This is a genomic window from Gordonibacter pamelaeae 7-10-1-b, assembly GCF_000210055.1.
Classification (GTDB): Bacteria; Actinomycetota; Coriobacteriia; order Coriobacteriales; family Eggerthellaceae; genus Gordonibacter; species Gordonibacter pamelaeae.
Genome location: NC_021021.1, coordinates 1,597,306 through 1,624,116, shown reverse-complemented (window position 1 = coordinate 1,624,116; position 26,811 = coordinate 1,597,306). Strand labels below are relative to the sequence as shown.

Below are 26,811 nucleotides of genomic sequence, written 5' to 3'. Positions count from 1 at the left end.
CGGAGCCGCCTGGCCCACATCGAAGGCGAACCCGTTGAACACGACCGCGAACGCCGCGAGCACGTACACGGGCACGAGCAGCGCGAAGAACCGCCGCAGGGGAATGCCCGACGAAGCCGCTGCCGACGCGAACAGCGCGGCGCACAGCACCAGCCCCGCCCATGTGTCCACGAGGAACAGCGTGACCGAGTACGCCGCGAGCAGCACGATCTTCACGCGCGCATCGCACGCGTGGACAACAGAGGTTCCGGGGATGTAGGAGCTGACGTTGATGCGCATGCTGGCAGTATGCCACAAGTGCCGGCCGCCCGCCGCGCATGGGGTGACAATTCCGCGCGTTCAACGGAAGGCGCCGTCAGCAGCCGCGTCGCTCCTCCGCACGCTCGCCGCTCCCGCGCCCGCTCCCGCGCCCATGCCCGCGCTAACCGCGGTCCTCCCGATAGAGCGCGAGCAGCGCCAAGCCAACCAGCGAGCACGCTCCCACCAGCAGAAACGCCCCGCGGAATCCCTCGTCCAGCGTGCTCTGGAACGTGTCCTCGATGGTCCCCGCCCGCTCGTCGATGGCGGCAAGGTACTGGTCCTCGGCGGCATCGACCGCCTCGGACGGCATCCCGGCGGCCGTCGCCTCCTGCTCGATCTCGGTCTTCGCCAGCGTCTTCACGTTGCCGACGATCGTCGTCACGTCCGAATTCTCCATCAGCTGCTGCAGGTCGGCCGGCAGTCCCGCTCCCCCGCCCTCCCCGCTGGCCAACTGCGCCATCGAGGGCCCGTTCGGCACGTCGGGCAGCACGCCCATGATGCGGTCGGGCACCGCCATGCCCGCATGCGCGATGAACGCCACCAACACCGCAGGCGCCACCGCCGTCCCCACCGAGCGCACGAGCGACAGAGTTGCGAGCGCCGAGTTCGACTCGCTCTCCTTCGTCTTCGCCAACATCATGTAGTTGAGCGGCGTGCCGATGGTGAACCCCATCCCGATGCCGATGGCCACCAGGCTGACGATAAGCGTCACCAGGTTCGCGAACCGCGTGGCCACGAGCGCCAGGAACAGCGCGACGGCGGCCGAGGCGGCAAGCCCGAAGGCCAGGACCGCCTTCACGCCGAACCGATCGATGAGCTTGCCCGATACCGGGGCTCCCACGCCCGCGAACGCCGCGAGGACGATCACCACGTAGCCGCCGCTGCCCGAGGGCAGCTTCAGCACGTTCTCGGCGAACTGGGGGATGAAGATGATCCCCATCAGGATGACGCCCGTGATCACCGACAGCACGAGCGTGACGAGGATGTCGCGGTTCCGGAAGTACGACAGGTTCAGCACCGGGTCGGCCGCCCTCCGCTCGATGAGCACGAACAGCGGCAGCAACACGACGAAGGCCAGCAGGAACGGCCATACGTCCGTCGACGCGACGGAAGCGCCCACGTCGAAGAAATCGAGGTTCTTCAGGCCGTACAGCAGCGCGAGCACCATCGTCACGAGCACCGCGATGCCAAAGCCGTCGATGGGCTTCACCTCCTCGGCACGCGTGTTCGGCAGCACGAACACCCCCACGGCGACGATGGCCGCGCAGATGGGAACGTTCACGTAGAAGATGAACTGCCAGTTCGTCTGGCCGAACAGCGAGAGCATCAAGCTGCCGGCCGATGCGCCGAAGATGTTGGCGATGCCGTAGACGCCGCCCACCAGGCCCAGCGCCAACCCGCGCTTCTCGGGAGGGAACGTGGTTCCGAACTCCGCGGTGGCCACCGGCACGATGCCGCCTCCGCCGACCGCCTGCACGGCTCGCGCGCCCAACAGCATCCAGAAGCTTCCCACGTCCTGCGCAAGGCCGCACAAAAGCGACCCCGCACCGAACAGCGCGATGCTGACCAGGTATATGCGCTTGCGCCCCGAGCGGTCGGCCAGCTTGCCCATCACCGGGATGGCCGCGGCGTAAGCCAGCGTGTAGACGGTGATGATCCACACGCTCATCTGGTCGGTGATGCCGAGGTCGCCCTGGATGACGGTGCGCGCGGGCGTGACGATGCCGGTGTCGAGCGCGCCGATGAACAGGCCCAGCAGGTACACGACGGCGATCAGGACGAATCCCTTGCCATGCCCGGCCCGAACGGCCCGGCTCGGGGAGGGAGATGCAGCGGAAGAACCCATGGAACTGCCTTTCAGACGGTGCGGCCGAACGGATGGAAAAGAGAAGCCCGCAGCTCATGCTACGGGCTTCGGAGGGGCAAGGGCGCGCGTGGGCGCTACATGCGTTCCTTCATGTTCTCGGCACCCTGCTTCACGTTGTCCTTGGCGTCGACGGCAGCCTCCTTGATGGCCTCGCCGGCCTTGCCGAGCGATTCCTTGACGGACTCCATGAAGCCCTCGGACTTCTGGTCCTTGCGGTTCTCGTGCTGCTGCGCGCGAATGGCGCCGTCGGTGCTGCCCGTCTGCTGCGCCACCTGGTGCTCGCGGTCGGCGGCGGCGTCCTCGGCGCGGCGCTCGTTCACGCCCGCCTTCGCCTCGTGGAAGGCATCCTTCACGTTGTTCTTCACGTCGTGGGCCATGTCCTTCGCACCGTTCTTCATATCGACGGACGCGTCGCCCGTCTTGTAAGCCTGATCGACCATGTTGGTCTCCTTTCGGGAAGGTTCTGTGTCATCCCCATTCTAGGGATGGGATGCGCGGCGTCGGCTTCCGGGGGAAAACGGCGCCGCAACAGTTCGCGCACAGAGGTGCCGGCTCCCCCTAGTCGCGCTCGGACGCGTCGTTGGCCAGGCGCTCCGTCTCGCCTTCGGCCTCGTCGAAGTCGAACGCGGTGGCGGCGGCCTCCACGGACTCCTTCTCGTTGCCGTCGCCATCGACGGCCTCGACGTGCTCCTCGGCCTCCTGCTTGACGGCACGCTCGATGCTCTCGAGGTCGTCGGCCGCCTCGCGGTTCAGCTCGTCCGCTTCGTCCGCGTCGATGCGGATATCCTCTTTCGTCGTGGTCTCGGCCATGGTACGGCTCCTTTCGTCGGGAATCCCGCCAGGGGAAGATTAGCTGTCCAGCCTATTGTAGCCACCGCCCCGACAGGGCCGGTTTCCGCGCGCTGACGAACGCGCAACGCTTGGATTCGTGGCAAGAGACGGCGTCCGATGCATCGGCTGGGCAGCGGTGCGGCGCTACCGAGGCACGCCAGCGGGCGGCAAGCCCGTCACTTCCGCGTCGCGCCGTGGCGCACGTTGCCGAACAGGTTGATCACGGTATCCCTCACGTGCTCGATGAGCACGGGTATCTCATGGCGCACTTCGACCGCAGCCTGCTGGGAGTGGTGCGCCACCTCGCCGGCAAGCCCCTGCGCATGGTCGCCCACGTCGCTGAACGCGTCCTGCGTGTGCTGCTGCAGTTCGCCCGCCATGTCCTTCATGTGCCATGCCACGTTCATCTTGCCGTCGGTTGCCGGTTTCCCGTCTGCGGTTCCACGGTCTTCCATAAGAGCCTCTTTCCTTGCTGCGGATTACCGGCGGGCCGAGTCGCATGCCCGCTCCCCCTATGGTAGTCCAGTGCGCGGAACCGCCGTGCAACCGCGGGAAAACGCGTCCTTGACGCGTTGGTGGCGGCGCTTGCCCAAGCGCCGCCACATGCAAAACGGGAGCCCGTGGGCTCCCGTTCGAATACGTGCTTATGTGCAGGTTGGGGAAAGGCTACTCGGCCTTCTCCTTCTCCACAGCCTCGGCCTCGGCGGCCTCCGCGTTCTCGGCGGCGGCTTCCTCGGCCTGGTCGGCAGCCTCCTCGGCTTCGACCTTGGTCTCCTCGGCCTTCGCCTCGTCGTCGGCCTTCTCGACCTTCTTCGGGGCGGCCTTCTTCACAGCCTTCTTGGCGGCGGGCTTGGCCTCGTCCTTCTTCGCCTTCACCGGCTCGGTCACCAACTCCATGATGACCATGGGGGCGTCGTCGCCCTTGCGGGGGCCCAGCTTCATGATGCGGGTGTAGCCGCCCTGGCGGTCCTGGAACATGCCCTGCGCGACCTTCTCGAAGATCTCGCGCACGAGTTCCTTGTCGCCCAGCGCCGCGATGGCAAGGCGGCGGGAATGCAGGTCGCCGCGCTTGGCCCACGTGATGATCTTGTCAACGTCGGGGCGGATCTCCTTGGCGCGCGAGTCGATCGTCTTAATGCGGTCGTTCGCCAGCAGCGCGCACACCAGGCTCTTCTTCATGGCCTTGGTATGGCTGGTGTCGGTGCCCAGCTTGCGCCCCTTCTTGTAGTGTCTCATGATCTCGTATCTCCTAAAGCTTCAAATTGAGGTCCATGGAAATGAGCTTGTCCTTCACTTCCTCGATGGACTTCGCACCAAAGTTCCTAATGTTCAGCAAGTCGTTTTCGGAGAACTCGACGAGCTGGCGGACGGAATGGATGCCGGCGCGCTTCAGGCAGTTGTAGGAGCGGACGGAAAGGTCCAGGTCCTCGATCTGCTTGTCCAGCTCGGCATTGGACTCCTGCCCCTCGGGAGCGAAGATGGAAGGAACCTCGCCTTCCTCCTCGTCCACGATGTCGGACAGGCCCAAAAACGCCCCCATGTACTGGTTGATGATGTTGGCGGCACGGCACACGGCCTCGGAAGGCGCGATGGAGCCGTCGGTCTCAACCTCCAGCACGAGCTTGTCGTAGTCGGTGCGCTGACCCACACGGGTGTCGGTGACGTTCAGCGTGCACCGGCGGACCGGCGAGAACAACGAGTCAACGTGGATGACGCCGATGGGGTCCTCGGTGCGCTTGTTGCGCTCCGCGGACACGTAGCCGCGACCCACCCCGATGCGGATCGTCATGTCCAGCTGGCCGCCATCGGCGACCGTGGCAATGACGTGCTCGGGGTTCACCAGCGTGAACTCGGTGGGGATGTCCAGGTCGGCACCCGTCACCGTGCAGGGACCCTCGGCGGACACATGGGCCGTGGCCTCCTCGATATCCTCGTTGAGTGCCGAGAACACGAGGCCCTTCACGTTCAAGACGATGTCCGTGATGTCCTCGATGACGCCCTCGGCCGTCGTGAACTCATGCTGCACGCCCTCGATCTGGATAGCGGTGGCTTTCGCCCCGTCCAGCGACGAGAGCAGCACGCGGCGCATGCAGTTGCCCAGCGTGTAGCCGTACCCACGCTCGAGCGGTTCCACGACGAAACGCGCGACAGTTTCGTTGACTTCTTCCGTTGTTACCGTAGGCCTCATGAACTCTGTCATGTTGTGTAAGCCTCCTTACTATGCCGCGATTATTTCGAGTAAAGTTCGACGATGAGCTGTTCGCGAATGTCCAGATCGATTTGATCGCGTTGCGGGAGAGCAAGCACGTTGCCTTGCAGTTTCTCGATGTCGACCTCGAGCCAGGCCGGCACCTGCACGCGCTCGTTGGAGATGAGCGCGCTCTTGATGACCAGCAGGTCCTTGGCCTTGGGGGCCACGGCCACCAGGTCGCCCGCCTTCACGCGGAACGACGGGATGTCCACGCGGCGGCCGTTCACGGTGATATGGCCGTGACGCACCTGCTGACGAGCCTCGGCGCGCGACTTCGCGAAGCCAAGACGGTACACCACGTTGTCCAGACGGCTCTCGAGGATGCGCAGCAGGTTCTCGCCCGTGACGCCCTGCTGGCGGCCGGCGATCTCGTAGTAGTGATGGAACTGCTTCTCCAGAACGCCGTAGATGCGCTTGGTCTTCTGCTTCTCACGCAGCTGCAGACGGTATTCGCTTTCCTTGATACGCTTCTTGCCGGCCTCGCCGGGCGCGTAGTTGCGGCGCTCGATCGCGCACTTGTCCGTGTAGCAGCGGTCGCCCTTCAGGAAGAGCTTCGCACCTTCACGACGGCACAAACGGCAGTCCGCTCCAGTATAACGAGCCATAATACTTCGATCCTTTCAGTTACACGCGACGACGCTTGCGCGGACGGCAACCGTTGTGCGGAATGGGTGTGCAATCCTGAATGCTGGAGACTTCCAGGCCGGCGGCCTGCAGCGAGCGGATGGCCGTCTCGCGACCCGAACCCGGGCCCTTGACGAACACCGCCACCTTGCGCAGGCCATGCTCCATGGCCGTCTTCGCGGCGGCCTCGGCGGCCATCTGCGCGGCGAACGGCGTGGACTTGCGGGAGCCCTTGAAGCCAACCGTGCCGGCGGACTGCCAGGAGATCACATTGCCCTGGGGATCGGTGATGCTCACAATGGTGTTGTTGAACGTAGACTTGATGTGCGCGGCGCCCACGGCGATGTTCTTACGCTCGGAACGCTTGATGCGCGTGCGCACGTTTTTCTTTGCTGCCACTTAAGCTACCTCACTTCTTCTTTCCGCCGATTTGCTTACGAGGACCCTTGCGGGTACGCGCGTTCGTGTGCGTGCGCTGTCCGCGAACGGGCAGGCCGCGACGATGGCGCAGGCCACGATAGCAACCGATCTCCATGAGGCGCTTGACGTTCTGGGAAACCTCGCGGTGCAGGTCGCCCTCCACCTTGATGTTCTCCTGGATGTAGTCGCGCAGCTTGGTCAGATCGTCCTCCGTGAGGTCCTTGATGCGGACGTCGGGATCCACGCCGGTTTCGGCGAGTATCTTTTTGGAGGTGGTCAGACCGATGCCGTAGATGTAGGTCAAGCCGATTTCAACGCGCTTGTCGCGAGGAAGGTCGACACCAACAAGACGAGCCATAGATGATTCTCCTCTTTCCTAGCCCTGACGCTGCTTGTGGCGCGGGTTCTCGCAGATGACGAGCACCTTGCCATGGCGTCGGATGATCTTGCATTTGTCGCACATTTTCTTGACCGAAGGACGTACCTTCATAATCAATTCCTTTCGGTTTATGTGTACCTTAGTCTATTCATACGCCCAGCCGCAGGCGGTTGTTTTCGTGCTTGTTGTGTGCCGCATGGCACACAAAATGCGCACACCTGGTTCACAGGCCGTGCAGATTTGCGCGCTTACTTGAAGCGGTACGTGATGCGCCCGCGGTTCAAGTCGTAGACGGACAGCTCCACCGTCACCTTGTCCCCCGGGAGGATCTTGATGTAGTGCATACGCATCTTGCCGGAGATATGGGCCAATATCTTGTGGCCATTTTCGAGCTCCACCCTAAACATAGCGTTCGGCAACGCCTCCAGGACGGTCCCCTCGAGCTCGATAACATCTTCTTTGGTCAAAAGTGCTCCTTCAAGCAAATCGTCACTAAACAGCAACCATAGATGATACCAAAAGTTCCAGGGAAAGGGAGAAGAAAAATAAACGAGCGCACAACACCAACAAACCCGCTGGTTCGAAGTCACCTGCTTGCCAGGCGTGCGGTTCGATGCCGCGCGATCCTCGCCCAAGAAACGGGACCGCCAGGTATTCGCGCTACGCGCAGCCGCCTTGTCGGCTTGGGGGAAACGGGCCGCCGTGCGACGCCGCTGTCGATGGCACTATTGTAAGGGTTTCCGGCGCCCGGTCAAGCGGCGGGCGGAAAAGACCACGCGCCGCAGGCGACGACCTTGCAGCGCCGCCTGCGAAGCGGACGGACAGCCGGCGTGCGCCCCGGCGGGTTTCCGCGACGAAGCCTTTTACAGCCGCTCGTCGTTCACCAGGTAGTGCCACACGGCCTTGCCGAGGATCCTCACCTGGGGCGCATCGGGGTCGCTCGCGTCGATCGAGCGGTCGCGGTGGGAGGGGTTGTTGCTCTCGGGGTGGAGCACGATAGTGTCGCCTGCGAAGAAGATGCGCTTCATGGTGGCGTCATCGCCGTTCACCGTGACCGCCACGATATCGCCGCTGCGCACCTCGGCGCTCTTGTCGAAATAGACGAGCGAGCCGTTCGGCATGATCTTGTCCATGGAGTCGCCCGACACCGTGAGGAAGAAGCCGTCCGGATGGCTCTCGGCGACAGGCGGGATGACGTAGGCCTCCTCGGTCACGGGGAGCATCTCGAGCGCGTCGCCTGCCGATATCCGCCCGTACACGGGGGCGGTGAGCGACGTGACCTCGTAATGGACGGAGCCTGCCACGAAGCCATCCGCCGCGTTGTCGATGAGGGAGCTCTTGCTGATGCCGAAATAGTCGGCCATGCGCTGTATCGCGCCCATACGCGGGACGGCCCGGCCGTTCTCCCATTGGGAGACCGCCATCGGGGAAACGCCGGCGATCTTCCCCAGCTCCCCCTGCGTCAAGCAGTGCTCGACCCGCAAGCGCTTTATATTGCTGCCCAATTCCATGACGTCCACTTTCTTCCACAGGGTTCCTTTCGACTATATTCTACAATATTTTAACTTTACTTTTAGTATAAGTTTAATTATAGTTTCCGCAGCACGCAACTATAATTCTTACGCTCAACGTCGTGCCCCTTTCGATTCCTGACCAGCAGAAAGGACTGCGCATGAACGTAACGGCAGCAGTGGGCGAGCAGGATGACGCCCTGCGCCCTTGGACCGAGGCCGAGGAGACGTACCTGGCAAACGCTGCGGGAATCCTCTCCCCCGAGAACCTGGGCCGGGCGCTCGGCCGCACGGAGGCCTCGGTGGAGGAGGCGGCCGGGCGGCTCGGGCTCGACGTGCGGTGCGACGGGTCTTCCTTCGTCTGGTGCGACCACTGCGCTACGTGGAGAACCCGCTTGAACAGCCGCACCGGATGGTGTCGCATCTGCACGATGCGCGAGCAGCTGCGGGGGCGCGAGCGGGCCTGTGCCGAGGCCCTTGCCGCCATGGCGCCCTCCGAGCGCGCCGTCTACGAGAAGACGGAGGCCGAGCGCCAGTCCAAGCGCCTGCCGCCCCACCCCGTCAAGCGGCTCGTCTCCGCCACACCGGACGGCAAGCCGCGCATCGAGGAGGCGCGCTACCTCGCGGAAGTGGAGGAATGGGAGTACCGCGTGCTCAAGCTGCGCTACGACGCCGCCAAAACCCGCCTTAGGCGCATGCGTGAGAAGACGGGTGCGAACCCCCGGAAGGCAGGCCGGCGAAACGGGTGACACCTCCGGCATCCTATGACCACCGCGAGCGCCCACCCGGCGAGCGCGCAACAAGCGAAACGCGATACCCCCGGAAAGGAGGTGACTGGATTGACGGACTCCCGCACGGCCCAGGCCGATGTCGCCACCTGCGTGTTCAGTGTGCTGAAGACGATTGTAGAAGGCGATCCCGGCGTGGCTTCCTGCACCTACGAGCAGACGCCCACGGATGCCCAGGGGCTTCCCTGCATCACGATGCAAACCCTCGACGGCACTCCCGTGGAGCGCCGCTACTTGGACGGAGGCCGCGTGGAGAACTACCGCTTCGCCCTGCTGCTGCGTCGGCAGGCCCTGGAGGACCAGGACCGGCTCGACGCCCGCGCCCTGCTCGAACGCCTGGCATCGTCGCTCGCGGAAGCAGACGTCGAACTGGGCGAGGGCCGCACAGCTTGGGACCTGTCCCTGGACACGCTGCCCTACCGCGCCGAGTCGGCGGCCGACTATGCCGACTGGAAGGCGGAACTGACCTTGAAGTACCAGACAAACCGATGAAAGGAACCGAACTATGAGCGAGAACGCCGCACCCATCTGGGGCAACGAACTGGAGTACTACATCAACACGGGCACGAACGAGGCAGCGGCCTGGACGAAGGTGACGGAGCTCCTGACGTGGGAGCCCAGCGCCGAGCCCAAGACCTACGAGCCCGCCTGGCTCGACCGCAAGGTCTCCCCTGTGTTCGTGCAGGGACGCACCTGCTCGATCAACTGGACGAAGGACACGGTGAAGAACGGCGCCCTGGAGGCATGGGTCATGGAGCACCGCAACGAGACCGACGTGGCGTGCGAGGTGTGCCGCATGTTCACGTGGCTGGGCACGGCTGCGGCGCAGACCGCCGACATGGCCTCCTTCCTGTTCAACCCCGCCGATCCCAGCAACGCCAACGGCGGCCAGCCGGTGGTGACGGGCGGCACGCTGAACATGGCCGACGACGGTTGGACCGAGGGCACGTGGAACCCCTCGACCAAGGCCTTCGCGGCGGGCAGCGCACCGGCCCAGGCGTAGCGCGGCAGCACGACCAGACGAATGCAACGGGCGGCCGCCCAGCCGCGGCCGCCCGAACGACGAAGGAGGATCTTGTGGGATTCGAGTTTTCGAGCCATACCGTTACCGTGGAGATAGGCGGCAAGCCCTACGTCATCAACATGGGCGATGCGGACATGCTGGACAAGGTGGAGCATTGGAGCGACAAGCTCGCCGGCACCGATTACCGGGGATTGAGCGAGGGGCGCCTGAACGCGCTCTCCGCCGACGTGCGCAACTACCTGATGGCACTGCTCGGCAAAGAGCAGTTCGAGCAGGTGTTCGAGAACCGCCCGTTCGACTTCATCGACGGCTTGGAGCTGTTCGCCTTCCTGTACGCCGAGATCGCGAAGAGCCGCGTGGACGCCTCGTTCAAGGCCACGCTGGGCAAGTACCTGCCCGACCTGGACTGGCACGACGCCGAAGCATAGGGCCATGGAGCCGAACATCCTGCTCGAACGGGCGCCGTCGGCCGTGCCGGTCGGCAACGCATGCGTCCCTCTCAACACGTCCCACCGTACCGGCATCCAAGCCATGCGCCTCGCCGACGACCCCTTCGTGGGCGACGAGGAGAAGGCCCGCGCGCTGCTGTTCCTTTACTTCGGACGGCCCGACGGTCGCACGGGGCGGCTCGCCCTCCCCGACGCCGTGGCCGAGAACCCGCAGCTGGGCGTGGAGGCCGCGCTCGCGTTCTTCAACCTGAACGAGCCGAGGCCGCCCGAGGTTCCCGGCACGCGACCTGCCGCCGGCACGCGGGTGTTCGACCGGGATTGGGACGCGGGGCGTGTGGCCGCCGACTTCCAACGCGAGTACGGCCTCGATCTGACCGACCGCGGCTTGCGGCTGCACTGGTGGCGCTTCTGGTCGCTGCTGCGCAACCTGAGCGAGTCGTCGCTCACCATGCAGGCCGTCGGCGTGCGCGGCACCGTGCCCGACGAGAAGAAGATGGGCCGCGAGGCGGTGGAGAGCCTCATGAGGCGCAAGGCCGCCCTCATGCTCCCCGCCCGCACCGAGGAGGAGGCCCTGCAGCTGACCCACCTGAGGTACCGGTGGGCGCTGGAGGTGTGACAACCGCGCAAAACAAGCCAGAGTAAAACCAATAGGAACCAAGCTGGAAAGGAGACGAGCCTTGGATACTGTGCGCGAAAAAACAAGGGCACCGGCGCGTATGCATAACGAAATTCTCGCAAACGATGCGAGTAGAGCCAAAAGCCTCGAAAGAAAAAACCGCAGGAAAGGGGGCGTCCCATGTCGGACATCAGCGTTGCCATCGGAGTGACCATAAACGCATCCCGTTACGAAGCAGCCCTCGCGTCCATCGCCACCGCCACAAATCGGCAGATCGGAGCTCTCGCATCAGCCTTTGCGGCGCTTAACGGCGTTGCCGGTGCCGCCGAAGCCGTCAGGAATGCCGCTTCGCAGATCACCTCCTCCTTTGGAGAAATCGGAAATGCAGCATCGAAATCACTCGACACGGCGAGCGGCGCTATCGCCAAAACCGCCGACGATGGAAGCAAAGCGTTGTCCGTGTTCGATACCATCGGGAAAACCGCAAGCGCAATGGCGAAGGGCTTGGGAAAAGCAGCCGGCACCGTTAAAGCAGCATCGAAAGAACTGCTCTCGCTTGGCACGTCCGCTTTGCAGGGAAACGACGGAATCCAGGAAATGGCGAGCGGCGTAATCGCCAACATGGGCACGCTCACCGCCTCGCTGCCCTTGTTGGCCTCGCAAGCAACCGCTGTCCTGCCAGCATTCGCAGCCCAGGTTGCAGATGCCGCGCCAGGACTTATCGATGCCCTCGTCGGTGCTTTCAACCAAGTGGCTACCGCCCTTCCCGAAATCATTCCCCAGCTTGTGGAGGGAATAGCCAGCATAGCGGCCCCGATGGCGGAGGCACTTGTCGAGCTGGCCCCGGTATTGGTAGCTGCCGGAATCGAGCTTTTTGCAGGGCTGGTTGAGAGCCTCGCCGAAGTCGTGCCCTTGCTCGTCGAGCAGCTGCCGGTGTTCATCGAAGGCATTTGCACCGCCCTAATCGAGAGCATGCCGATCCTCCTCGAAGCAGGCCTTCAATTCTTCATGGCGCTTGGACAGGCGCTCATCGAGGTATTGCCGCTGCTTCTTGAGCAACTCCCCGACTTCATTGCGGGCTTCATCGAAATGCTCGTCACCTTTTTGCCACAGCTCATAGAGGGTGCCATGCAATTGTTCACCGCTTTCGTAGAAGCGCTGCCGCTCGTTATCCCCGCCCTTGTCGAGGCCATCCCGACGGTTATCCAGGCAGTGTGCGACATGCTCCCAACGCTCTTCCCCCTTATCCTGTTCGCCGCCGTGCAGCTCTTCCTTGCCATCGCGCAGGCGGTTCCCCAGATCCTCGAGGCACTTATCCCGGCAATAGGAGCGCTTATCCAGGCAGGCATCGACCATCTGCCCACCTTTTTGGAGAACATGGGGAATGCAGCGAAGGAGCTGTTCCGCAAGATCGCCGATGCGGTTCCCAAGGTGCTGAACGACCTGAAAAACGCTCTTGGCGAGCTGATCTTGGCCGGAGCTGCCAAAGTTGGCGAGTTCGCCAACGACATGATAGCCGCAGGCGAGAACCTCGTGCACGGCATCGTCGACGGCATCGGAAATGCAGCCCGCAGCGTCATCGATGCCATCGGAGGCGTCATCAACGATGCCATAGGGTGGGCGAAATCGCTTCTCGGCATCGCCTCCCCTTCGAAGGTGTTTCGCTCTATCGGCGGGTACGTTTCGGAGGGCTTCGCCGACGGCATCGCGGCCAAGGCGGGCGAGGCAGTGGGCGCCATGAAGGCGCTGGCCGACGACGTGGTCGACGCGGCCAAGGCCGACCTTCCGGCCATCGAGGTGCCGGTGGGCTTCAACGTGCGGAAGCTCTCGGCGGGATCGCTCGGCGGGTTCGGCTTCGCCGCCGCCTTCGCCGCGGCGCCTGCAGGCGGACAAACCACGAACAACTACTACACGATCGAGAAGGTGGACCTTTCGGGCGATCCTGCCGCAGTGAAGGCGGCGGGCACGCTTTGGAACGGCGTTCGCCGGCAGATGAGAATGGGGGCGATATAACATGGCAACCTGGTCGGGATGGAGCAAGCCTTACGGCGACAGCCGCGCCATGGCCGTGGGCGTGGACGCATGGATCAGCTCGTCGAGCGACACCGAGGTGTACATCACCGTCAGCGCATTGGCCAAGTCGGGCGATGCGGGTACCTGGGAGGCGGCCTACCAGTACGGCGTGATGACGCAGGACGGCCACGCGACCGCCGGCAACCGCGGCGCCGAGTGGAACGAGGCGGGCCGCGGCGTGCTGAACGCAGGCAACGGGGTGGCGCAGGGCCAGCACACCTACGGACCCTTCACGCGCGAGACATCCGCCTATAACGTGACCTGCTGGGGCAAGGCGTGGGGCGAGACGGTGAACGGCTACGGGGCCTGGGCCGGAAGCGCCGAGGTCTACACCACCGTCACCGTGCCCGCGCGGCCGGTGTACGCGCCGCCCGCGGCAACGGGCGTGACGAACACCCGGCAAGACGACAGCCGCAACGTGGTGGCCTGGGCGAACCACAGCGATACCACCCACCCCTACGACTCCATCAAGGTGGAGCGGTCAATCGACGGGGGCAGCTGATCCCAGATTGCCAGCACCTCGGGAGCCGCAACCTCGTACGTCGACGCCTCGACCGCGGCGAACCACGCCTACGCCTATCGCGTGCGCGCCCAGAACGCCGCCGGCTTCAGCGCCTACGCGACGAGCGGAACCACGTACAACACCCCGGCGGCACCCCGTGGCATCGTTGCCTCGCGCTCGGCCGCGAACACCGTGATGCTCACCATCGACAACCCCGCCCTCACCGCCACGGCGCTGGAGCTCCAGCGCTCGGCCAGCGGCACGGACGGATGGGCTGCCGTGAAGACCGTTCCCGGCTCCCCCGTCGCCGAGGCGGAGGACGAGCCAGGCGGCGGCACGTTCTACTACCGCGCGCGCAACACCCGCGCATCGCTCGCCTCCGATTGGTCGGCCGCCTCCAACAAGGTGGTGACCATCGTCGCGCCGGCGGCGCCGAGCCTCATCGCGCCGGCCTCGGGCGTGACCCTGCCCAAAACGCAACCGACCGTGTCGTTCTCCTGGAAGCACAACCCCATCGACGGGTCGGAGCAGAGTGCGGCCCAGCTGCAGCACAGCGTGAACGGCGGGTCGACGTGGACGGCAGTGCAGGTGACGGGCAATGATCAGGAAACGGCCGTCGCCAACAGCTGGGAGAAGAACGCCATTGTGACCTGGCGCGTGCGCACGAAGGGCGCCCATGCCGACTACGGTCCCTGGTCGTCCGTGCAGGCGTTCAAGGTCTGCCAAGTACCCAGCGTGGCCATTTCCTCGCCGGCGGCCGACGGAACCGTGCTGAACGACGTGCCCTTGAACGTGGCCTGGACCTATACGGACGAATCCGGTACGCAGCAGCGCGCCGCCCTCTCCATCGCCGACTCCCAGGAGCGCGAGCTTTGGAGCACCGTCGTGCAGGGCCCGACCGCCTCGCTTTCCATCCCATCGTCGGAGCTGCTGCCGGAGAACCACGGGAGCTTCCGCATCGCGCTCACCGCGTACTCCACGTCCGGGCTGGCGGCTTCGGCCTCGCGCACGTTCTCGACCGATTACGAGGAGCCGGCCGAGCCGGGCCTGCAGGTTGAGGTGGACCCGGTGCGCGGCAGCGTTGCAGCCACCGTGTTCGAGGGCGCAACCGCGACCGGCGTGCCGCGCACGGCCTCGCTCGGCCTGTTCCGCGCACGGCCGGACGGCACGCTGCTGTGCCTGGCCGACGGCGTTGCGTCGGGCACCGGCGTGACCGACCTGTATCCTCCGCTCGATTGCGACCTTTGCTACCTCGCCGTCGCCTACACCGAGAACGGGCTCACCGCGCGCACCGAGCGGGCCGCCCGCGTGCCCTCGGGCGGCGCCGTGTTCTTCAACTTCGGAGACCACGGCTACGCCGACGTGGCGAAGGTGGCTATGGACGTGGAATGGAGCACGTCGGTGGCAACCGACAGCGAGGTGATCGACACGGCGGGAGCGGAGGACCCGCTGGTGTTCTTCGGCACGGCCAAGTCGGTGGAAGGCGGCGTGTCGGGCGACGTATGGCGCAACGCGGCCAACGCGCCCGCCCGATGGAGCGACGAGGCTTGCCGCGCGGAGGCGTTCGAGCGACTTGCGGCCGATACCGGCATCAAGATCGTGCGCTACCCGAGCGGTTCCGTCATGCCGGCGCATACCTCCTGCAAGACGGCGACGTCGGCCGCCAACGGCCTGGTGTCGTCCGTAGAGGTAACGGCAAGGAAGGTGAGGGCAGATGAACTGGTTCTCTAGCGGACGCGTGGACACCTTCCGCTTCGTGCGGGTGCGCTGGGGCACCTGGACGGAGACGGAGGAGCTGGAAGGCATCATCGGCGGCACGCTCGAGCGGAACGACTCCACCGCCATCAAGGCCTCGGGATCGCTCGACTATATCCTTGAGCCCGCCTTGGGCAGCGACCTCGTGCGCGTCTACTCCGACAGCTACTACCCGCCCACGGGCGAGCGCACGAGCATCGCCCAGGGAACGTATTTGGCGTCCACGCCGTCGAGCACCTACCGGGGCGCCATCGAGGAGGGAACGGCCGACCTGTACGGTGTGCTGCACGTGCTGGCCGAGGATTCCTTCGCCGAGCCGCTCGTCGTGCCGGCCGGCACGCGGGCGGTCGACAAGGCAGCGGAGATCGTGCGCGAGGCAGGGCTGCCGGTCGTCGCATCTGAGTCCCCCGCCACGCTCGGGTCGCCGGCGGTGTTCGACGACAAGGACACGAGCAAGCTGGACGCGGTGAACTGGCTTCTGGACTTCGCCGGTTTCGCCAGCGCGGGCTGCGACGGCTACGGCACGGTGCTGATGCAGCCCTACCAGGATCCCTCCCTGCGGCTGCCCGTCCTGGCCTTGGAAGACGACGGGGCGTGCATCTTCCGCAGCGGCGTGGTGCGCGAGTACGACACGTTCGACGTTCCCAACGTGGTGGTGGTCGTCTGCTCGAACGCGCAAGCCGGCTCGATGACGGCCAAAGCCGTGAACGACGACCCGCAAAGCGCCTTCTCCACCGTCGCCCGCGGACGCGAGATCGTGCGCAAGGAAACCGTCTCGGACATCGCCAGCCAAGAAGCCCTGCAGGCCAAAGCGGAGGCGTTGCTGGCCGCAAAGACGTCGATGGTCGAAGGGTTCGAGATAACCCACGCGTTCGTCCCGCTGGAAATGGGCGATGTCTGCTCCCTCACGTACCGCAAGGCCGGCGTGCACCGCGACGACCTCGTGGCCGTGCGCCAATCCCTGAAGCTGAAGCCCGGCATGGAGTGCACCACGCGCTTCCGCCGCTTCCCGAGGAGCTGATGGCCATGGATGCTTTCGACATCGCCCTGCTCATGGCGAACCAGCATGCCGACAGCCCGGTGAGGATGCGCTACGGCACCGTCGTCGGGGCGTGCGACGAGAGCGTGCTCTCGGTGGTTCCCGACGGTCAGGAGTCGCCCGTGCCCGCCGTGAAGTGCTGCCTCCCCGCAGAGGGGAGCCGCGTGGTGCTGCTGGTTAACGGCACCGAGTGGCTGGCGGCAGCCGTCGTAGGAGGCGATTGTCCCTATGGCGTAGGGGACCTGTGGATCACCCTCTCAAGCGACGATCCTCGCAATCGCTGGCGTGGGACCGCCTGGGAGCGCGTGCTCGACCGCATGCTGCTTGCGAGCGGCAAGAGAGACGTCGCAGAAACGGGAGGCGAGGAGGAGCACACTCACTGGCTGCCCATCGGCGACGAACCAGGATTGGGATACCTATCTGCAACAACCAGCCTGCACCATCGAGACGTAAACGTGCCTCATCAGATACACGCAGAAAACAGCTGGATCGAAGCAGGAATAACGAGTCAAACCTGCTCGTATGAAGCATCGAGCATGCCTCCCTACTTGGTTGCGCATATGTGGAAGAGAATTGCTTGACGTAAAGGAGGACTCCCTACCCATGGACAAATGCCCCGAGCACAGCGCTCATGACCAGCATCTCGATCGGCTCGATGCGCGCGTCCTCGAGCTTGAGGACGCGAACAAGGAGCTATCGCGGTTCACCGAGCGCATCACGGTGCTCGTGGACAAATACGACGAGACGCTCGACGACCACGCCGCGCGCCTCGCCGCCCTCGAATCGATCCCGGCGAGGCGGTGGGAGCAGATCGCCAACTACACGCTGACCGCCGCGCTCGGCGCTGCCGCCGGGATCGTACTCGCCCACTTCGGACTCTAAGGAGCCTACATGAACGACAATGCGAAACAATGGCTGCGGGCCGCAGCCATCCGCGCCGCCAAGACGGCTGCGCAAGCTGCCATCGGCACCATCGGGGCCTCGACGGCACTCGGTGCCGTGGACTGGCCGCTGGCCGCATCGGCAGCGGCTCTCGCTGCAATTGCCTCCCTGCTGACCAGTATCGGAGGCCTTCCTGAAGTAGACGGGGGATCAACCCTTCCGTCGCTCGCGAAAGGAGGCGAGTGACATGGCCGCGTCGAACGAGGTGGCCGCGCACATCATGGAGCACCTGGTGGCCCATGACGGCGACGGCGGCCACGGGTACAGCCAAGGGTCGAACCGCTGGGGCAACGGCGTACTGGAAACACTGGAGATCGACGGTCACGCCTATCGCTTCGCGGGGGGCGACCGCGATTGCTCCTCCGGCGTTATCAGCGCCTACGAGGCGGCCGGAGTGGATTGCGGGGGCGCCACTTACACCGGCAATATGCGCGTTCGCCTGTGCAGCACGGGCAACTTCGAGTGGAAGCCGATGAGCTACACCGCGCAAAGAGGCGACATCTACTTGAACGAGCGGAGCCACACCGCACTATGCAAGTCGGCCGTACCCGACATGCTCATGCAGTTCAGCATCGACGAGAACGGCGGCATCATTGGCGGCCGCGAGGGCGACCAAACCGGAAGCGAGTCTAACACGCGGCCCTACTACGACTACCCTTGGGACGGCATACTGCGCTTCGTTGGGGAAGGAGGCGCGCCTGCGCAGGGATCTCAGAGCAGCACGATACCGGACATTCGCTACCGTGCCTGCTCGCAAGCCCAAGGTTGGCTTCCGGAAATGGTAAACCACTTCGACCCCTCGGGCTCGGGCGACGACTACGCCGGCGACGGTTCCCCCATCGTGTACCTGGCGGTGGACATGCCGGGTTGGTACCAGGCGCGCACGCAGTCGTCTGGCTGGCTCCCACCCGTACGCGGCTACGACGCCGATGACCTGGAGTACGGCTGCGCGGGAGACGGAACGCCCATCACCGGCATCCGCTGCTACTATGAAACTCAAAACCCCGCGGCCACCGGCTGGCTCGCCATCGAGTACGCCGTTGCGAACGTCGGCTGCGGGTTCCTGCCGAGCATGCGCGACTTGGCGGACACGGGCGGGTCGACCGACGACTACGCGGGCAACGGTGGCGTTATCAGCGCCTTCAGGGCCAGAATCGTCCGAGTGTAGGCCCTTATGGACGCCTACGATATCGCCTTGCTCATGGCCAACCAAGACCCCAGCAGGCCTTTGAAGATGCGCTATGGGACGGTGGCCGACAACACAGGAAGCCTGCTGCAGGTCGTCCCCGACGGGCAGACCGAAACGACGCCTGTGGTGAAATGCTGCCATCCCTTGAAGGGCGACCGTGTGATCCTGCTGGTAAACGGCACCGAATGGCTCGCCATTTCCGTAATCGGTGGCGAAAGCGCCCCGCCCCGCGTGGGACAGCCGTTTATTACCGCCGCAAGCGAGGACCCTCACATTGTTTGGCCGAATACCAGATGGCGCAAGCTGGAAGACAGGTTCATCCTAGCGTCCGGGATGCATTCCCGAGGAACAACCGGAGGCGAAGCCGCCCATACGTTAAGTTTGGCTGAAGTGCCTGCTCACGACCACAAGCCAAACGTTTGGGATGCTGTCATTGCACCCGGTTACTGGCAAGGAACCATTTCTGCGAGTACCGTTACAACAGGAGGAAATCTAGAAGCCTACAACAATATCAACAGGAATACCCAAGACTACCCGACGACTTCCTCAGGAGGGAGCCAGCCTCACAACAACATGCCGCCTTACGAGGTATTCGATATCTGGATTCGCATTGAATGATCAAACTGGCTGGGCCACCAGGATTCGAACCTGGATAGCTGGTACCAAAAACCAGAGTCCTGCCGTTGGACGATGGCCCAGTCTCGGAAACGCCCGCCGCAACCCGGAGCAGATGGCGGGCACGCGCCGATGCTTTCAGCCGGCATCGGCAAGTCACAAGCGCGTCTGGTGATTTTACCTGTTAAGCAAAGGCTTGGCAATGGCCGGTTATCCGGCCATTGCCAAGCTGCAGCCTCGAGTCAGCGAGCGCACTGAAGATTACTGGCGCTCCATCTTCACGGTAGTCGTCGTTCCCAGGGCCGATGCCTCGTAGCTGAGGATGCCGTTCTCGTACGTGAACGTCTTGGTCTCGTCTCCCGAGGCGAGCAGGGCGTTCGCGGTCTTGGAGGTATCGTTGACAGAATCCCACGTGTAGCTCTCCGTCGCCTCGGTCGGCGCCTCGTACGTGCCTGACCAGTAGAGCGACTTCGTATCTCCGCCATCGCTCACCCAGTTGATCTCGATAACGTTGTCCTGAATGGTAGCCTCCTGGTAGCTGTCCTCGGACTTGGAGTTGACCTGCTTCCACTCGCCGCTCAGGTCGAGCGGCTTCTTCTGCTCTTCCTGCTGGGGCGCATCGGACGTCGAGCCGTCGGATCCGCCCGAGGCTCCTCCCCCGCATCCGAACAGGAACAAAGCCAATGTTCCGCACAGCGCCACCATGAGCATTTTCTTCATCGGTGCCTCCTTCGGGATCGTTTGCGATCTCAAGCGCCCTCGCGCTCGGTTCCAGCTTAACGTGCAAGGAGGCTGTTGCACAATACTTTGGCTGCAAGGATTTAGGTAACGTCTTGCGAAGCGGGCAAGCGGCAAAACCTGCCCTTTTGTAACAAAGGCCAGCCGATTGCCGGCTGGCCTGCTGTTTCCATGGTGGGCCGTGAGGGAGTCGAACCCGCGACCTTGGGATTAAAAGTCCCCTGCTCTACCAGCTGAGCTAACGGCCCACGTCTGCAATGCGCGAGTATCTATTCTAGCCGGGGCGGGTGAGACGGTCAATGAAAATGTTGGCAACGCCCACCTGCGCACGAGAAGAGCGCAGTCTGCGGCACCACAAAAGGGTGCCCCGGCAAAATGCTGAACGGGGCGCGCCGGCCAAGGTGCCCATTCCGCCCCCCGGTTGAAACGAAGCCGTAACATGCGCGCCGGCTCGGCGGTACTACAATCGAATGGCATGCATAACCTGCGACGCTTCCGCGCGGTATCCCCGCCGTCGCCCGCCAGCCCGCCCTCCTGAAAGGCCGTGATAGCCATGTGGTGCTCGAAAGTGCTCGTTGCCTACGACGGATCGACCCCTTCCGCGAAAGCCCTCGACCTCGCGCAGTCCATCGGCGCACAGGATGAGCGCATCGAGCTGGTGTTCGCGCACGTGCTGAAGCTGTTCGCCCTGGGCACCGGGGCCGAGGGTCCGCTTATCGAGGAGGCGAACCGCGTGCACGCCGCACTCCAGCAGCTGGCCGAGCGCGTGCCGAACAAGGCCCATGCGCACCTGCTGAAGGGCACGTCGCCGGCCGATCTGCTGCTGAAATGCGCCGAGGACGAGGGCTGCGACCTCATCGTCATGGGCAGCCGCGGCAAGGGCGGCGTGAAGGGGTACCTGGGCAGCGTGAGCTACGCCGTGGTGCAGGGCTCCCCCGTGGCCGTGCTCATCGCAAAGGATGCGCCCGGCGCAGGAGCGGTCAGCGCGTCCACGACACCCGCGGCGGAAACCCCGCGCACGGGCCCCCAGGGCGCGAACCCGTCCGGCACATCGGCCGACCAGGCGGCACGCTAGTATGTCGACCGCAGCGCAGGCTCGGCTCTGGACGAAGGACTTCACGCTGGGCACAGCCGTGAACTTCCTGCTCATGGTGAACTACTACGGCCTCATGGTCGTGGTGGCCGACTACGCCATGAAAACCTACGACGCCCCCGCCGCCACGGCAGGCCTGGCCGCGAGCATCTTCATCATCGGCGCCCTCGCCGCGCGTCTCGTGAGCGGGCGCATCATGGACAAGGTGGGCCGCAAGCGCCTGCTGGTCGCGGGCGCGATCGGCGAGGTGGTGTTCTCGGTGCTCTACCTGGCGGGGCTCGGGCTCGCCCCCCTGTTCGCCATCCGCCTGCTGCACGGCTTCGCCTACGGGGTGTGCTCCACCACCATCGGCACCATCGTGACGGCGCTCGTGCCGGACAGCCGCAAGGGCGAGGGCGTGGGCTACTACATGCTGTCCGTGACGCTGGGCGCGGCCATCGGCCCCTTCCTGGGCATGTTCCTGTCGCAGAACGCCGGCTTCTTCCCCCTGTTCGTGACCACGGCCGTCGTGGCAGGCTTGAGCCTTTTGGCCGCCGCACAGCTGAAGGTGCCCGAGGCGGCGCAGGAAAGCGACGAGGACATCGAGGAGGCCGCGGAGGAGATCGCGCGCGACGAGCGTGACGAGCGCGCCGGCGACTTCCGCGTGCCGCGCTTCGATCTGGGGAACTACCTGGAGTCCAGCGTACTGCCCATCGGCGCCGTGTGCGCGCCGCTGTTCTTCTGCTACTCCAGCCTGCTGGCGTTCCTCACGCCCTTCGCCGCCGAGAGCGGGCTCGCGCAGCCCGCGAGCTTCTTCTTCGTAGTGTACGCCGTGGCCACGTTCGTCACGCGGCCCTTCACGGGGAAGCTGTTCGACCGCAAGGGCGACCGCGTGGTCATGGTGCCGGCGTTCGTCGCGTTCATCGTCGGGATGGGCCTGTTGGCAACCGTGTACCGACCTGCAGCTATGCTCATAGCGGCAGCGCTTTTGGGCTTCGGCGTGGGCACCGTGCAGGCGAGCGGGCTGGCGCTGGCCGTGCGCATCGCCCCCGACGAGCGGCTGGGCCTGGCCAACTCCACGTTCTACATCCTGCTGGACGTGGGCGTGGGCTTGGGCCCGCTGCTGCTGGGGCTGGTGCAGCCGGTGCTGGGCTTCCGCGGCCTGTTCGAGGCCATGTCGCTGGTGGCCATCGTCGCGCTGGCAGCGTACCTGTTCGTCAGCCGCAAGCGCGGCACCATGCGACGCCGGCTGAAAGAAGCGGACGAACCGTAGGGCCCGCTGAAGACTTAGGAGACCTTCGACCGTGAGTCTTGTCGACCGCGCTCCCGCCCGAGTGCGCGGCCGGGCGCAAAACGTGCGCCCTCCTGCGGCAGGCGCGGCAGGAGGGCGCACGGACAGGCGTGGGAGGATGCCCCCTACCCCTCGGCGGGGACGAACGTGTCCTTGTCGGGGGCGAAGGACTGCATGGCCTCGATGGTGCGGGCGAACAGCTCGTCCAACTCCCAGCCCAGCATCTCGGCGCCGGAGCGGATGACGTCGCGGCTGACGCCGGCGGCGAAGCGCTTGTCCTTGAACTTCTTCTTGAGCGACTTCACCTCGAAGTCCATGACGCTCTTGCTGGGACGCATGACGATGGCCGCGCCGATGAGGCCCGTGAGCTCCTCGGTGGCGAACAGGATCTTCTCCATCTGCAGCTCGGGCTTGGGAAGCTCCGGGTTGAAGTCCGACGTGTGGCTCTGGATGGCGCGGATGAGCTCGGGCGTGCCGCCGGCGGCCTCGATATCCTTGGCCGCGTAGATGGTGTGCAGCTCCGGCTCGTCGTCGTGCTCCTCCCAATCCAGGTCGTGCAGCAGGCCCACGAGACCCCAGAACTCAACGTTGTCGGGGTCGTACTCGCGCGCGAAGTAGCGCATGGTCTGCTCCACCGTCTCGGCGTGCTCGATATGGAACGGGTCCTTGTTGTGCTCCTGCAGCAGCGCGAACGCCTCGTCGCGCGTCATGCCGGCTTCAAGCGTGGACATGGGATGCTCCTCTCGTTTTGCGGTCTGGTCATACTATAGCGGTGAGGGCGCTTCGAAGGCCAGAGGCCTATCGGCAATCTTCTTCGGAATCCGAAGGAGATCTGGCCCGGATGTAATATTCCGGTCATTTCTGTGCATTTCCTTTTACGTGTTTTGAACTGGGCTTATACGTCATTTTACCTGATCAAAAGCTTGCACAGAAATGACCGGAATACTACCTTTGCCACCGCATCCGCGGCCCTAGAACACGATGCCGAGCGCGTTCGCGATGAGGCCCCAGAACACGCCCATCGCATACAGGCCGACGATGATGGCAACGTTCTGCTTCCAGTGGCGGTTCGTGCGCACGAGCACCAGCAGGCCCACGCCCGCGCTCACCAGCAAGCCGGCCAGCATCGCGCCCGAGCCCAGCACGCCGCTCACGTACAGCTGCGCGATGACCACGCTGGCCGCGCAGTTGGGCACAAGGCCCACCAGCGCCGATCCGAACACCGAGAGCACCGGGTTCGCGCTCAGGAACTCGCCGAGCGCGTCCTCGCCCACCACCTCCAGCACGCCGTTCAGCACGATGGTGATAACGAAGATGAACACCGTGACCTGCAGCGTGTGCTTGAGCGCGCTCTTGAGGATGCCGCCCTCGCCGTCATGGCAGTGGCAGTGGTCGCGCTCGCACAGGTCGTGGATGTGCAGCGGCGCGTCGATGCGGCGCGCGAGGCGCATGCCGGCGTCCACCACGAAGCCCATGACCATGCCGACGACGATCTTCGCGCCGAGGATCTTGAGGATCACGATGAGCGGCACCTGCTCGGCGATGAAGATGGGCAGCATCTCGTCGGACGTGGACAGGAACACCGCGAACAGCGTGCCCAGCGTGATGACGCGCCCGGCCCAGAGCGTGGCCGCCACGGCCGAGAAGCCGCACTGCGGCACCACGCCCACCACCGCGCCCACGATGGGCCCCGCAGCTCCCGCGCGCTGCACGGCCGCCTGCGCCTTGCCACCGGTCTTGTGCTCGAGCCACTCCATCACCAGGTAGGTGACGAAGAGGAACGGGATAAGGTAGAGGGTGTCGGCAACCGAATGCTCCAGGACGTGCCCGGCTATGTGCGTGAATTCTTCCATAGGTTCGTATTGTAGTCCAACGAGGGCGCCGGAGGCACGGCGTAGCCGAACGGTCACATGGAACCAGCGCGGACGGATCTCATCCTGCCGATTTCTGCCAGCAAGAGGCGAGGGTCGAGCGGAACGAAGGGAGGCGGCCCATCGGCCGCCTCGCTTTCCGAGTTAGGGATACGCCGGCCGGGCGCGTTTGCGCCCGGCCGGCGTCAGGTGGTTCCGGCGGCCGGGTGGCGGCCGGAACCGGGGGGTCTTACATCATGCCGCCCATACCGCCGCCGGCACCGGCCATGGCAGCCAGGGCCGCCGGATCCGGGTCCTTCGGGATGTCGTTGATGGTGGCCTCGGTGATGAGGATGAGGGCCGCCACGGAAGCAGCGGACTGCAGCGCGGTGCGCGTGACCTTGACGGGATCGTTCACGCCCATCTCGATCATGTTGCCGTACTCGCCGTTGGCGCAGTTCAGGCCTTCGCCCTTGCCCATGCCCTTCACGCGCTCCACCACGACGCTGCCCTCGAAGCCCGCGTTCTGGGCGATGGCGCGCATCGGAGCCTCCAGCGCCTTGCGGATGATGGCCACGCCGACTTCCTCGTCCTTGTCGACCGACGAGATGTTGTCGAGCGCGGGCAGCGCGTCCACGAGCGCCACGCCGCCGCCGGCGACGATGCCCTCTTCCACGGCCGCGCGGGTCGCCTGCAGGGCGTCCTCGATGCGGGACTTCTTCTCCTTGAGCTCGGACTCGGTCGCGGCGCCCACCTTGAGCACGGCCACGCCACCGGACAGCTTCGCCAGGCGCTCCTGCAGCTTCTCGCGGTCGAAGTCGGAGTCGACGCGCTCGAGCTCGGCGCGGATCTGATGGATGCGGTCCTCGATGTTCTTCTTGTCGCCGGCGCCGTCCACGATGAGGGCGGTGTCCTTCGTGACCTTGACCGTCTTGGCATGGCCCATCATGTCGATGGTGGCGTCGGCCATGGTCATGCCGAAGTCCTTGTCGATGACCTGCGCGCCCGTGACGGCCGCGATGTCCTCGAGGATGCGCTTGCGGCGGTCGCCGAAACCGGGGGCCTTGATGGCGACGCAGTTGAACGTGCCGCGCAGCTTGTTCAGCAGGATGGTGGCCAGGGCCTCGCCCTCCACGTCCTCGGCGACGATGAACAGCGGACGGCCGGAGCGCATGACCTCCTCCAGCAGCGGGACCATGTCCTGGATGCTGGTGATCTTCTGGTCGGTGAGCAGGATGTAGGGGTCGGAGAGGACGGCTTCCATCTTCTCCATGTCGGTAGCCATGTACGGCGAGATGTAGCCACGGTCGTACTGCATGCCCTCGACGATGTCGAGCTCCAGGTCGAACGAGGCGGCGTTCTCCTCCACGGAGATGGCGCCGTCGTTGCCCACGGCGTCCATGGCCTCGGCGATCTTCTCGCCGATCTCGGCGTCGCCGGCGGAGATGGTGCCGACGTTCGCGATCTGCTCCTTGGTGGACACGGGCGTCGCGTCGGCCTTGATGGCGTCGACGATGGCGTCGGTGGCCTTCTGGATGCCGCGGCGGATGCCCAGCGCGTCGGCGCCGGCCGTGACGTTGCGCAGGCCCTCGGACACGATGACGTCGGCCAGCAGCGTGGCGGTGGTGGTGCCGTCGCCGGCCACGTCGTTCGTCTTCACGGCAACTTCGCGGACCAGCTGGGCGCCCATGTTCTCGATCGGGTCCTCCAGCTCCACTTCCTTGGCCACGGTCACGCCGTCGTTCGTGATGGTGGGGGCGCCGTAGGACTTCTCGAGCGCCACGTAGCGACCCTTGGGGCCGAGCGTCACCTTGACGGCGTTGGACAGCTTGTTGACGCCGGCCGCGAGCGCGCTGCGCGCGTCGGCCTCGAACTTGATCTCTTTAGCCATAGTGTGCCTATCCTTTCAGCGTTAGCTTGGGGCTGCTTCGGTTTACGCGAACACCGCGTACAGGTCGTCGGCGCGCAGGATCATGACGTCCTCGCCGTCGACGGTGATCTCGGTTCCGCCGTACTTGCCGTACAGGACTTTGTCGCCCTCTTTGACCGGCACGGGGATGAGCTTGCCGTCCTTGTCGAGCTTGCCCTCGCCCACGGCCAGAACGGTGCCCGTCTGGGGCTTCTCCTTCGCTTCGGTAGCGAGATACAGACCGGATGCCGTCGTCTCCTCAGCCTCGTCCTGCTTGATGATGACGCGATCACCCAATGGTTTCAAGTTCATAACGTAGCCTTCCTTTCGTCCGTCTCTTGTCCGAAACTGGTTGTAGCACGTTTGCTATTTAACCACTCCGTTGCGGTGACTGCTAGCACTCATAGGTAACGAGTGCTAAACATTGCGTTATCATAGCAGCCTCGTTAGCGAATGCAAGCGAAATTGAGGAAATCTCAGTGCCCTCGACTGAGGTTTTGCACAATCGCCACAATTCGTTCGATGGACTTCGAATAATTTTTGTGCTTTTGCACAAAACTGCCCGCGGGGGGCCGGCGAAATGGTTGGGCGAGGTTGGGCGAGCGGGCCCTACCCCCGCGCCCCCGGCCTCACGAGGCCGCCCTCGTAGGCGCGCACCACCAGCTGCGCGCGGTCGTGGGCGCCCAGCTTCGCCATGACGCGGGCGAGATGCGTCTTCACCGTGGCAGGAGAGATGAACAGCTCGGCGCCTATCTCGTCGTTCGTCATGCCGCGGG

General features: G+C 64.8%; 34 protein-coding genes, 2 tRNA genes and 1 pseudogene. 16 read left to right on the top strand and 21 right to left on the bottom strand.

Going from position 1 to position 26,811, the window contains the following annotated elements; translation table 11 throughout:
- From GPA_RS07560 to GPA_RS07500, 13 genes and pseudogenes are all read right to left on the bottom strand, one after another.
- Positions 1–279 (bottom strand): annotated as a pseudogene (locus tag GPA_RS07560) (energy-coupling factor transporter transmembrane component T family protein); the annotation flags it as partial.
- A 142-nt stretch (positions 280–421) separates the two neighbouring features.
- Entirely contained in the window at positions 422–2,146 is a 1,725-nt protein-coding gene (locus GPA_RS07555; protein ID WP_083808978.1) for an MFS transporter, read from the bottom strand.
- Between the two features lie 95 nt (positions 2,147–2,241).
- Positions 2,242–2,607, bottom strand: a complete 366-nt coding sequence (locus tag GPA_RS07550) for a hypothetical protein (protein WP_015539488.1) — start codon at positions 2,605–2,607, stop codon at positions 2,242–2,244.
- A gap of 118 nt (positions 2,608–2,725) precedes the next feature.
- Positions 2,726–2,977: a hypothetical protein gene (locus GPA_RS07545; protein WP_015539487.1), complete on the bottom strand. Its 252-nt coding sequence runs from the start codon at positions 2,975–2,977 to the stop codon at positions 2,726–2,728.
- A 197-nt stretch (positions 2,978–3,174) separates the two neighbouring features.
- Positions 3,175–3,453, bottom strand: coding sequence for a hypothetical protein (locus GPA_RS07540; RefSeq protein WP_015539486.1), 279 nt, complete (start codon positions 3,451–3,453; stop codon positions 3,175–3,177).
- A 211-nt stretch (positions 3,454–3,664) separates the two neighbouring features.
- The gene (rplQ, locus tag GPA_RS20505; protein ID WP_015539485.1) at positions 3,665–4,234 is read right to left on the bottom strand and encodes a 50S ribosomal protein L17; all 570 of its coding nucleotides are present in this window, start codon (positions 4,232–4,234) and stop codon (positions 3,665–3,667) included.
- A 13-nt stretch (positions 4,235–4,247) separates the two neighbouring features.
- Positions 4,248–5,198, bottom strand: a complete 951-nt coding sequence (locus GPA_RS07530) for a DNA-directed RNA polymerase subunit alpha (protein WP_041239258.1) — start codon at positions 5,196–5,198, stop codon at positions 4,248–4,250.
- A gap of 29 nt (positions 5,199–5,227) precedes the next feature.
- Positions 5,228–5,854, bottom strand: a complete 627-nt coding sequence (gene rpsD, locus GPA_RS07525; RefSeq protein WP_041239257.1) for a 30S ribosomal protein S4 — start codon at positions 5,852–5,854, stop codon at positions 5,228–5,230.
- A gap of 19 nt (positions 5,855–5,873) precedes the next feature.
- Entirely contained in the window at positions 5,874–6,272 is a 399-nt protein-coding gene (gene rpsK, locus GPA_RS07520) for a 30S ribosomal protein S11 (RefSeq protein ID WP_041239256.1), read from the bottom strand.
- Positions 6,273–6,282: 10 nt separating this feature from the next.
- Entirely contained in the window at positions 6,283–6,651 is a 369-nt protein-coding gene (gene rpsM, locus GPA_RS07515; RefSeq protein WP_041239254.1) for a 30S ribosomal protein S13, read from the bottom strand.
- 18 nt (positions 6,652–6,669) lie between these two features.
- Positions 6,670–6,783, bottom strand: coding sequence for a 50S ribosomal protein L36 (gene rpmJ, locus GPA_RS07510; protein WP_006363204.1), 114 nt, complete (start codon positions 6,781–6,783; stop codon positions 6,670–6,672).
- Between the two features lie 137 nt (positions 6,784–6,920).
- Positions 6,921–7,139 carry a translation initiation factor IF-1 gene (gene infA / locus GPA_RS07505; RefSeq protein ID WP_009306918.1) on the bottom strand — a complete coding sequence of 73 codons (219 nt, stop codon included), beginning with the start codon at positions 7,137–7,139 and terminating at the stop codon, positions 6,921–6,923.
- A 396-nt stretch (positions 7,140–7,535) separates the two neighbouring features.
- Positions 7,536–8,183, bottom strand: a complete 648-nt coding sequence (locus tag GPA_RS07500) for a LexA family protein (RefSeq protein WP_015539484.1) — start codon at positions 8,181–8,183, stop codon at positions 7,536–7,538.
- Positions 8,184–8,344: 161 nt separating this feature from the next.
- On the opposite strand from GPA_RS07500, the gene GPA_RS07495 reads away from it, so the two are divergent.
- From GPA_RS07495 to GPA_RS18075, 14 genes are all read left to right on the top strand, one after another.
- Positions 8,345–8,932 carry a hypothetical protein gene (locus GPA_RS07495; RefSeq protein ID WP_015539483.1) on the top strand — a complete coding sequence of 196 codons (588 nt, stop codon included), beginning with the start codon at positions 8,345–8,347 and terminating at the stop codon, positions 8,930–8,932.
- A gap of 90 nt (positions 8,933–9,022) precedes the next feature.
- Positions 9,023–9,463 (top strand): hypothetical protein, encoded by a 441-nt coding sequence (locus GPA_RS07490; protein WP_041239249.1) that lies wholly within the window; start codon positions 9,023–9,025, stop codon positions 9,461–9,463.
- Positions 9,464–9,476: 13 nt separating this feature from the next.
- Positions 9,477–9,974 (top strand): hypothetical protein, encoded by a 498-nt coding sequence (locus GPA_RS07485; protein ID WP_015539482.1) that lies wholly within the window; start codon positions 9,477–9,479, stop codon positions 9,972–9,974.
- A 74-nt stretch (positions 9,975–10,048) separates the two neighbouring features.
- Positions 10,049–10,423 (top strand): hypothetical protein, encoded by a 375-nt coding sequence (locus GPA_RS07480; protein ID WP_041239248.1) that lies wholly within the window; start codon positions 10,049–10,051, stop codon positions 10,421–10,423.
- A 4-nt stretch (positions 10,424–10,427) separates the two neighbouring features.
- Positions 10,428–11,060, top strand: coding sequence for a Gp15 family bacteriophage protein (locus tag GPA_RS07475; RefSeq protein ID WP_015539481.1), 633 nt, complete (start codon positions 10,428–10,430; stop codon positions 11,058–11,060).
- Positions 11,061–11,240: 180 nt separating this feature from the next.
- On the top strand, positions 11,241–13,073 hold the full coding sequence (locus GPA_RS07470) for a phage tail protein (protein ID WP_041239247.1): 1,833 nt from the start codon (positions 11,241–11,243) through the stop codon (positions 13,071–13,073).
- Between the two features lies 1 nt (position 13,074).
- Positions 13,075–13,635 (top strand): hypothetical protein, encoded by a 561-nt coding sequence (locus GPA_RS07465; protein WP_015539478.1) that lies wholly within the window; start codon positions 13,075–13,077, stop codon positions 13,633–13,635.
- Between the two features lie 81 nt (positions 13,636–13,716).
- On the top strand, positions 13,717–15,366 hold the full coding sequence (locus tag GPA_RS07460; protein ID WP_041239246.1) for a hypothetical protein: 1,650 nt from the start codon (positions 13,717–13,719) through the stop codon (positions 15,364–15,366).
- On the top strand, positions 15,350–16,411 hold the full coding sequence (locus GPA_RS16770; RefSeq protein ID WP_049784061.1) for a hypothetical protein: 1,062 nt from the start codon (positions 15,350–15,352) through the stop codon (positions 16,409–16,411). Before GPA_RS07460 ends, GPA_RS16770 begins: the two co-directional genes overlap by 17 nt.
- 5 nt (positions 16,412–16,416) lie before the next feature.
- Complete coding sequence (locus GPA_RS07450; protein ID WP_156790965.1) at positions 16,417–17,010, top strand: hypothetical protein; 594 nt, start codon at positions 16,417–16,419, stop codon at positions 17,008–17,010.
- A gap of 22 nt (positions 17,011–17,032) precedes the next feature.
- On the top strand, positions 17,033–17,311 hold the full coding sequence (locus tag GPA_RS07445) for a hypothetical protein (protein WP_015539477.1): 279 nt from the start codon (positions 17,033–17,035) through the stop codon (positions 17,309–17,311).
- A 9-nt stretch (positions 17,312–17,320) separates the two neighbouring features.
- Entirely contained in the window at positions 17,321–17,557 is a 237-nt protein-coding gene (locus tag GPA_RS07440) for a holin (RefSeq protein ID WP_015539476.1), read from the top strand.
- Between the two features lies 1 nt (position 17,558).
- The gene (locus tag GPA_RS16765; protein WP_015539475.1) at positions 17,559–18,539 is read left to right on the top strand and encodes an endolysin-like domain-containing protein; all 981 of its coding nucleotides are present in this window, start codon (positions 17,559–17,561) and stop codon (positions 18,537–18,539) included.
- A gap of 6 nt (positions 18,540–18,545) precedes the next feature.
- Complete coding sequence (locus tag GPA_RS18075; protein ID WP_015539474.1) at positions 18,546–19,178, top strand: phage baseplate protein; 633 nt, start codon at positions 18,546–18,548, stop codon at positions 19,176–19,178.
- A 6-nt stretch (positions 19,179–19,184) separates the two neighbouring features.
- On the opposite strand, the gene GPA_RS07425 is transcribed toward GPA_RS18075, so the two are convergent.
- From GPA_RS07425 to GPA_RS07415, 3 genes are all read right to left on the bottom strand, one after another.
- Positions 19,185–19,258: transfer RNA gene (locus GPA_RS07425), tRNA-Gln, on the bottom strand.
- 178 nt (positions 19,259–19,436) lie between these two features.
- A complete protein-coding gene (locus GPA_RS07420) occupies positions 19,437–19,895 on the bottom strand; it encodes a hypothetical protein (RefSeq protein WP_015539473.1) in 459 nt (152 codons plus the stop codon).
- A 190-nt stretch (positions 19,896–20,085) separates the two neighbouring features.
- A tRNA-Lys gene (locus GPA_RS07415) sits at positions 20,086–20,161 on the bottom strand.
- A 305-nt stretch (positions 20,162–20,466) separates the two neighbouring features.
- Here GPA_RS07415 and GPA_RS07410 point away from each other — a divergent pair.
- Entirely contained in the window at positions 20,467–20,988 is a 522-nt protein-coding gene (locus GPA_RS07410) for a universal stress protein (protein ID WP_015539472.1), read from the top strand.
- Position 20,989: 1 nt separating this feature from the next.
- Positions 20,990–22,258 (top strand): MFS transporter, encoded by a 1,269-nt coding sequence (locus tag GPA_RS07405; protein WP_015539471.1) that lies wholly within the window; start codon positions 20,990–20,992, stop codon positions 22,256–22,258.
- A gap of 143 nt (positions 22,259–22,401) precedes the next feature.
- Here the strand turns inward: GPA_RS07405 and GPA_RS07400 are convergent, their stop codons facing one another.
- From GPA_RS07400 to GPA_RS17385, 5 genes are all read right to left on the bottom strand, one after another.
- Complete coding sequence (locus GPA_RS07400) at positions 22,402–23,007, bottom strand: HD domain-containing protein (protein ID WP_015539470.1); 606 nt, start codon at positions 23,005–23,007, stop codon at positions 22,402–22,404.
- Positions 23,008–23,247: 240 nt separating this feature from the next.
- Positions 23,248–24,129 (bottom strand): putative manganese transporter, encoded by an 882-nt coding sequence (locus GPA_RS07395; protein WP_015539469.1) that lies wholly within the window; start codon positions 24,127–24,129, stop codon positions 23,248–23,250.
- 247 nt (positions 24,130–24,376) lie between these two features.
- The gene (groL, locus tag GPA_RS07390) at positions 24,377–26,017 is read right to left on the bottom strand and encodes a chaperonin GroEL (RefSeq protein WP_015539468.1); all 1,641 of its coding nucleotides are present in this window, start codon (positions 26,015–26,017) and stop codon (positions 24,377–24,379) included.
- A gap of 42 nt (positions 26,018–26,059) precedes the next feature.
- A complete protein-coding gene (locus GPA_RS07385; RefSeq protein WP_041239244.1) occupies positions 26,060–26,347 on the bottom strand; it encodes a co-chaperone GroES in 288 nt (95 codons plus the stop codon).
- A gap of 297 nt (positions 26,348–26,644) precedes the next feature.
- Positions 26,645–26,803, bottom strand: a complete 159-nt coding sequence (locus GPA_RS17385) for a response regulator transcription factor (RefSeq protein ID WP_231847697.1) — start codon at positions 26,801–26,803, stop codon at positions 26,645–26,647.
- Positions 26,804–26,811: the final 8 nt, after the last annotated feature.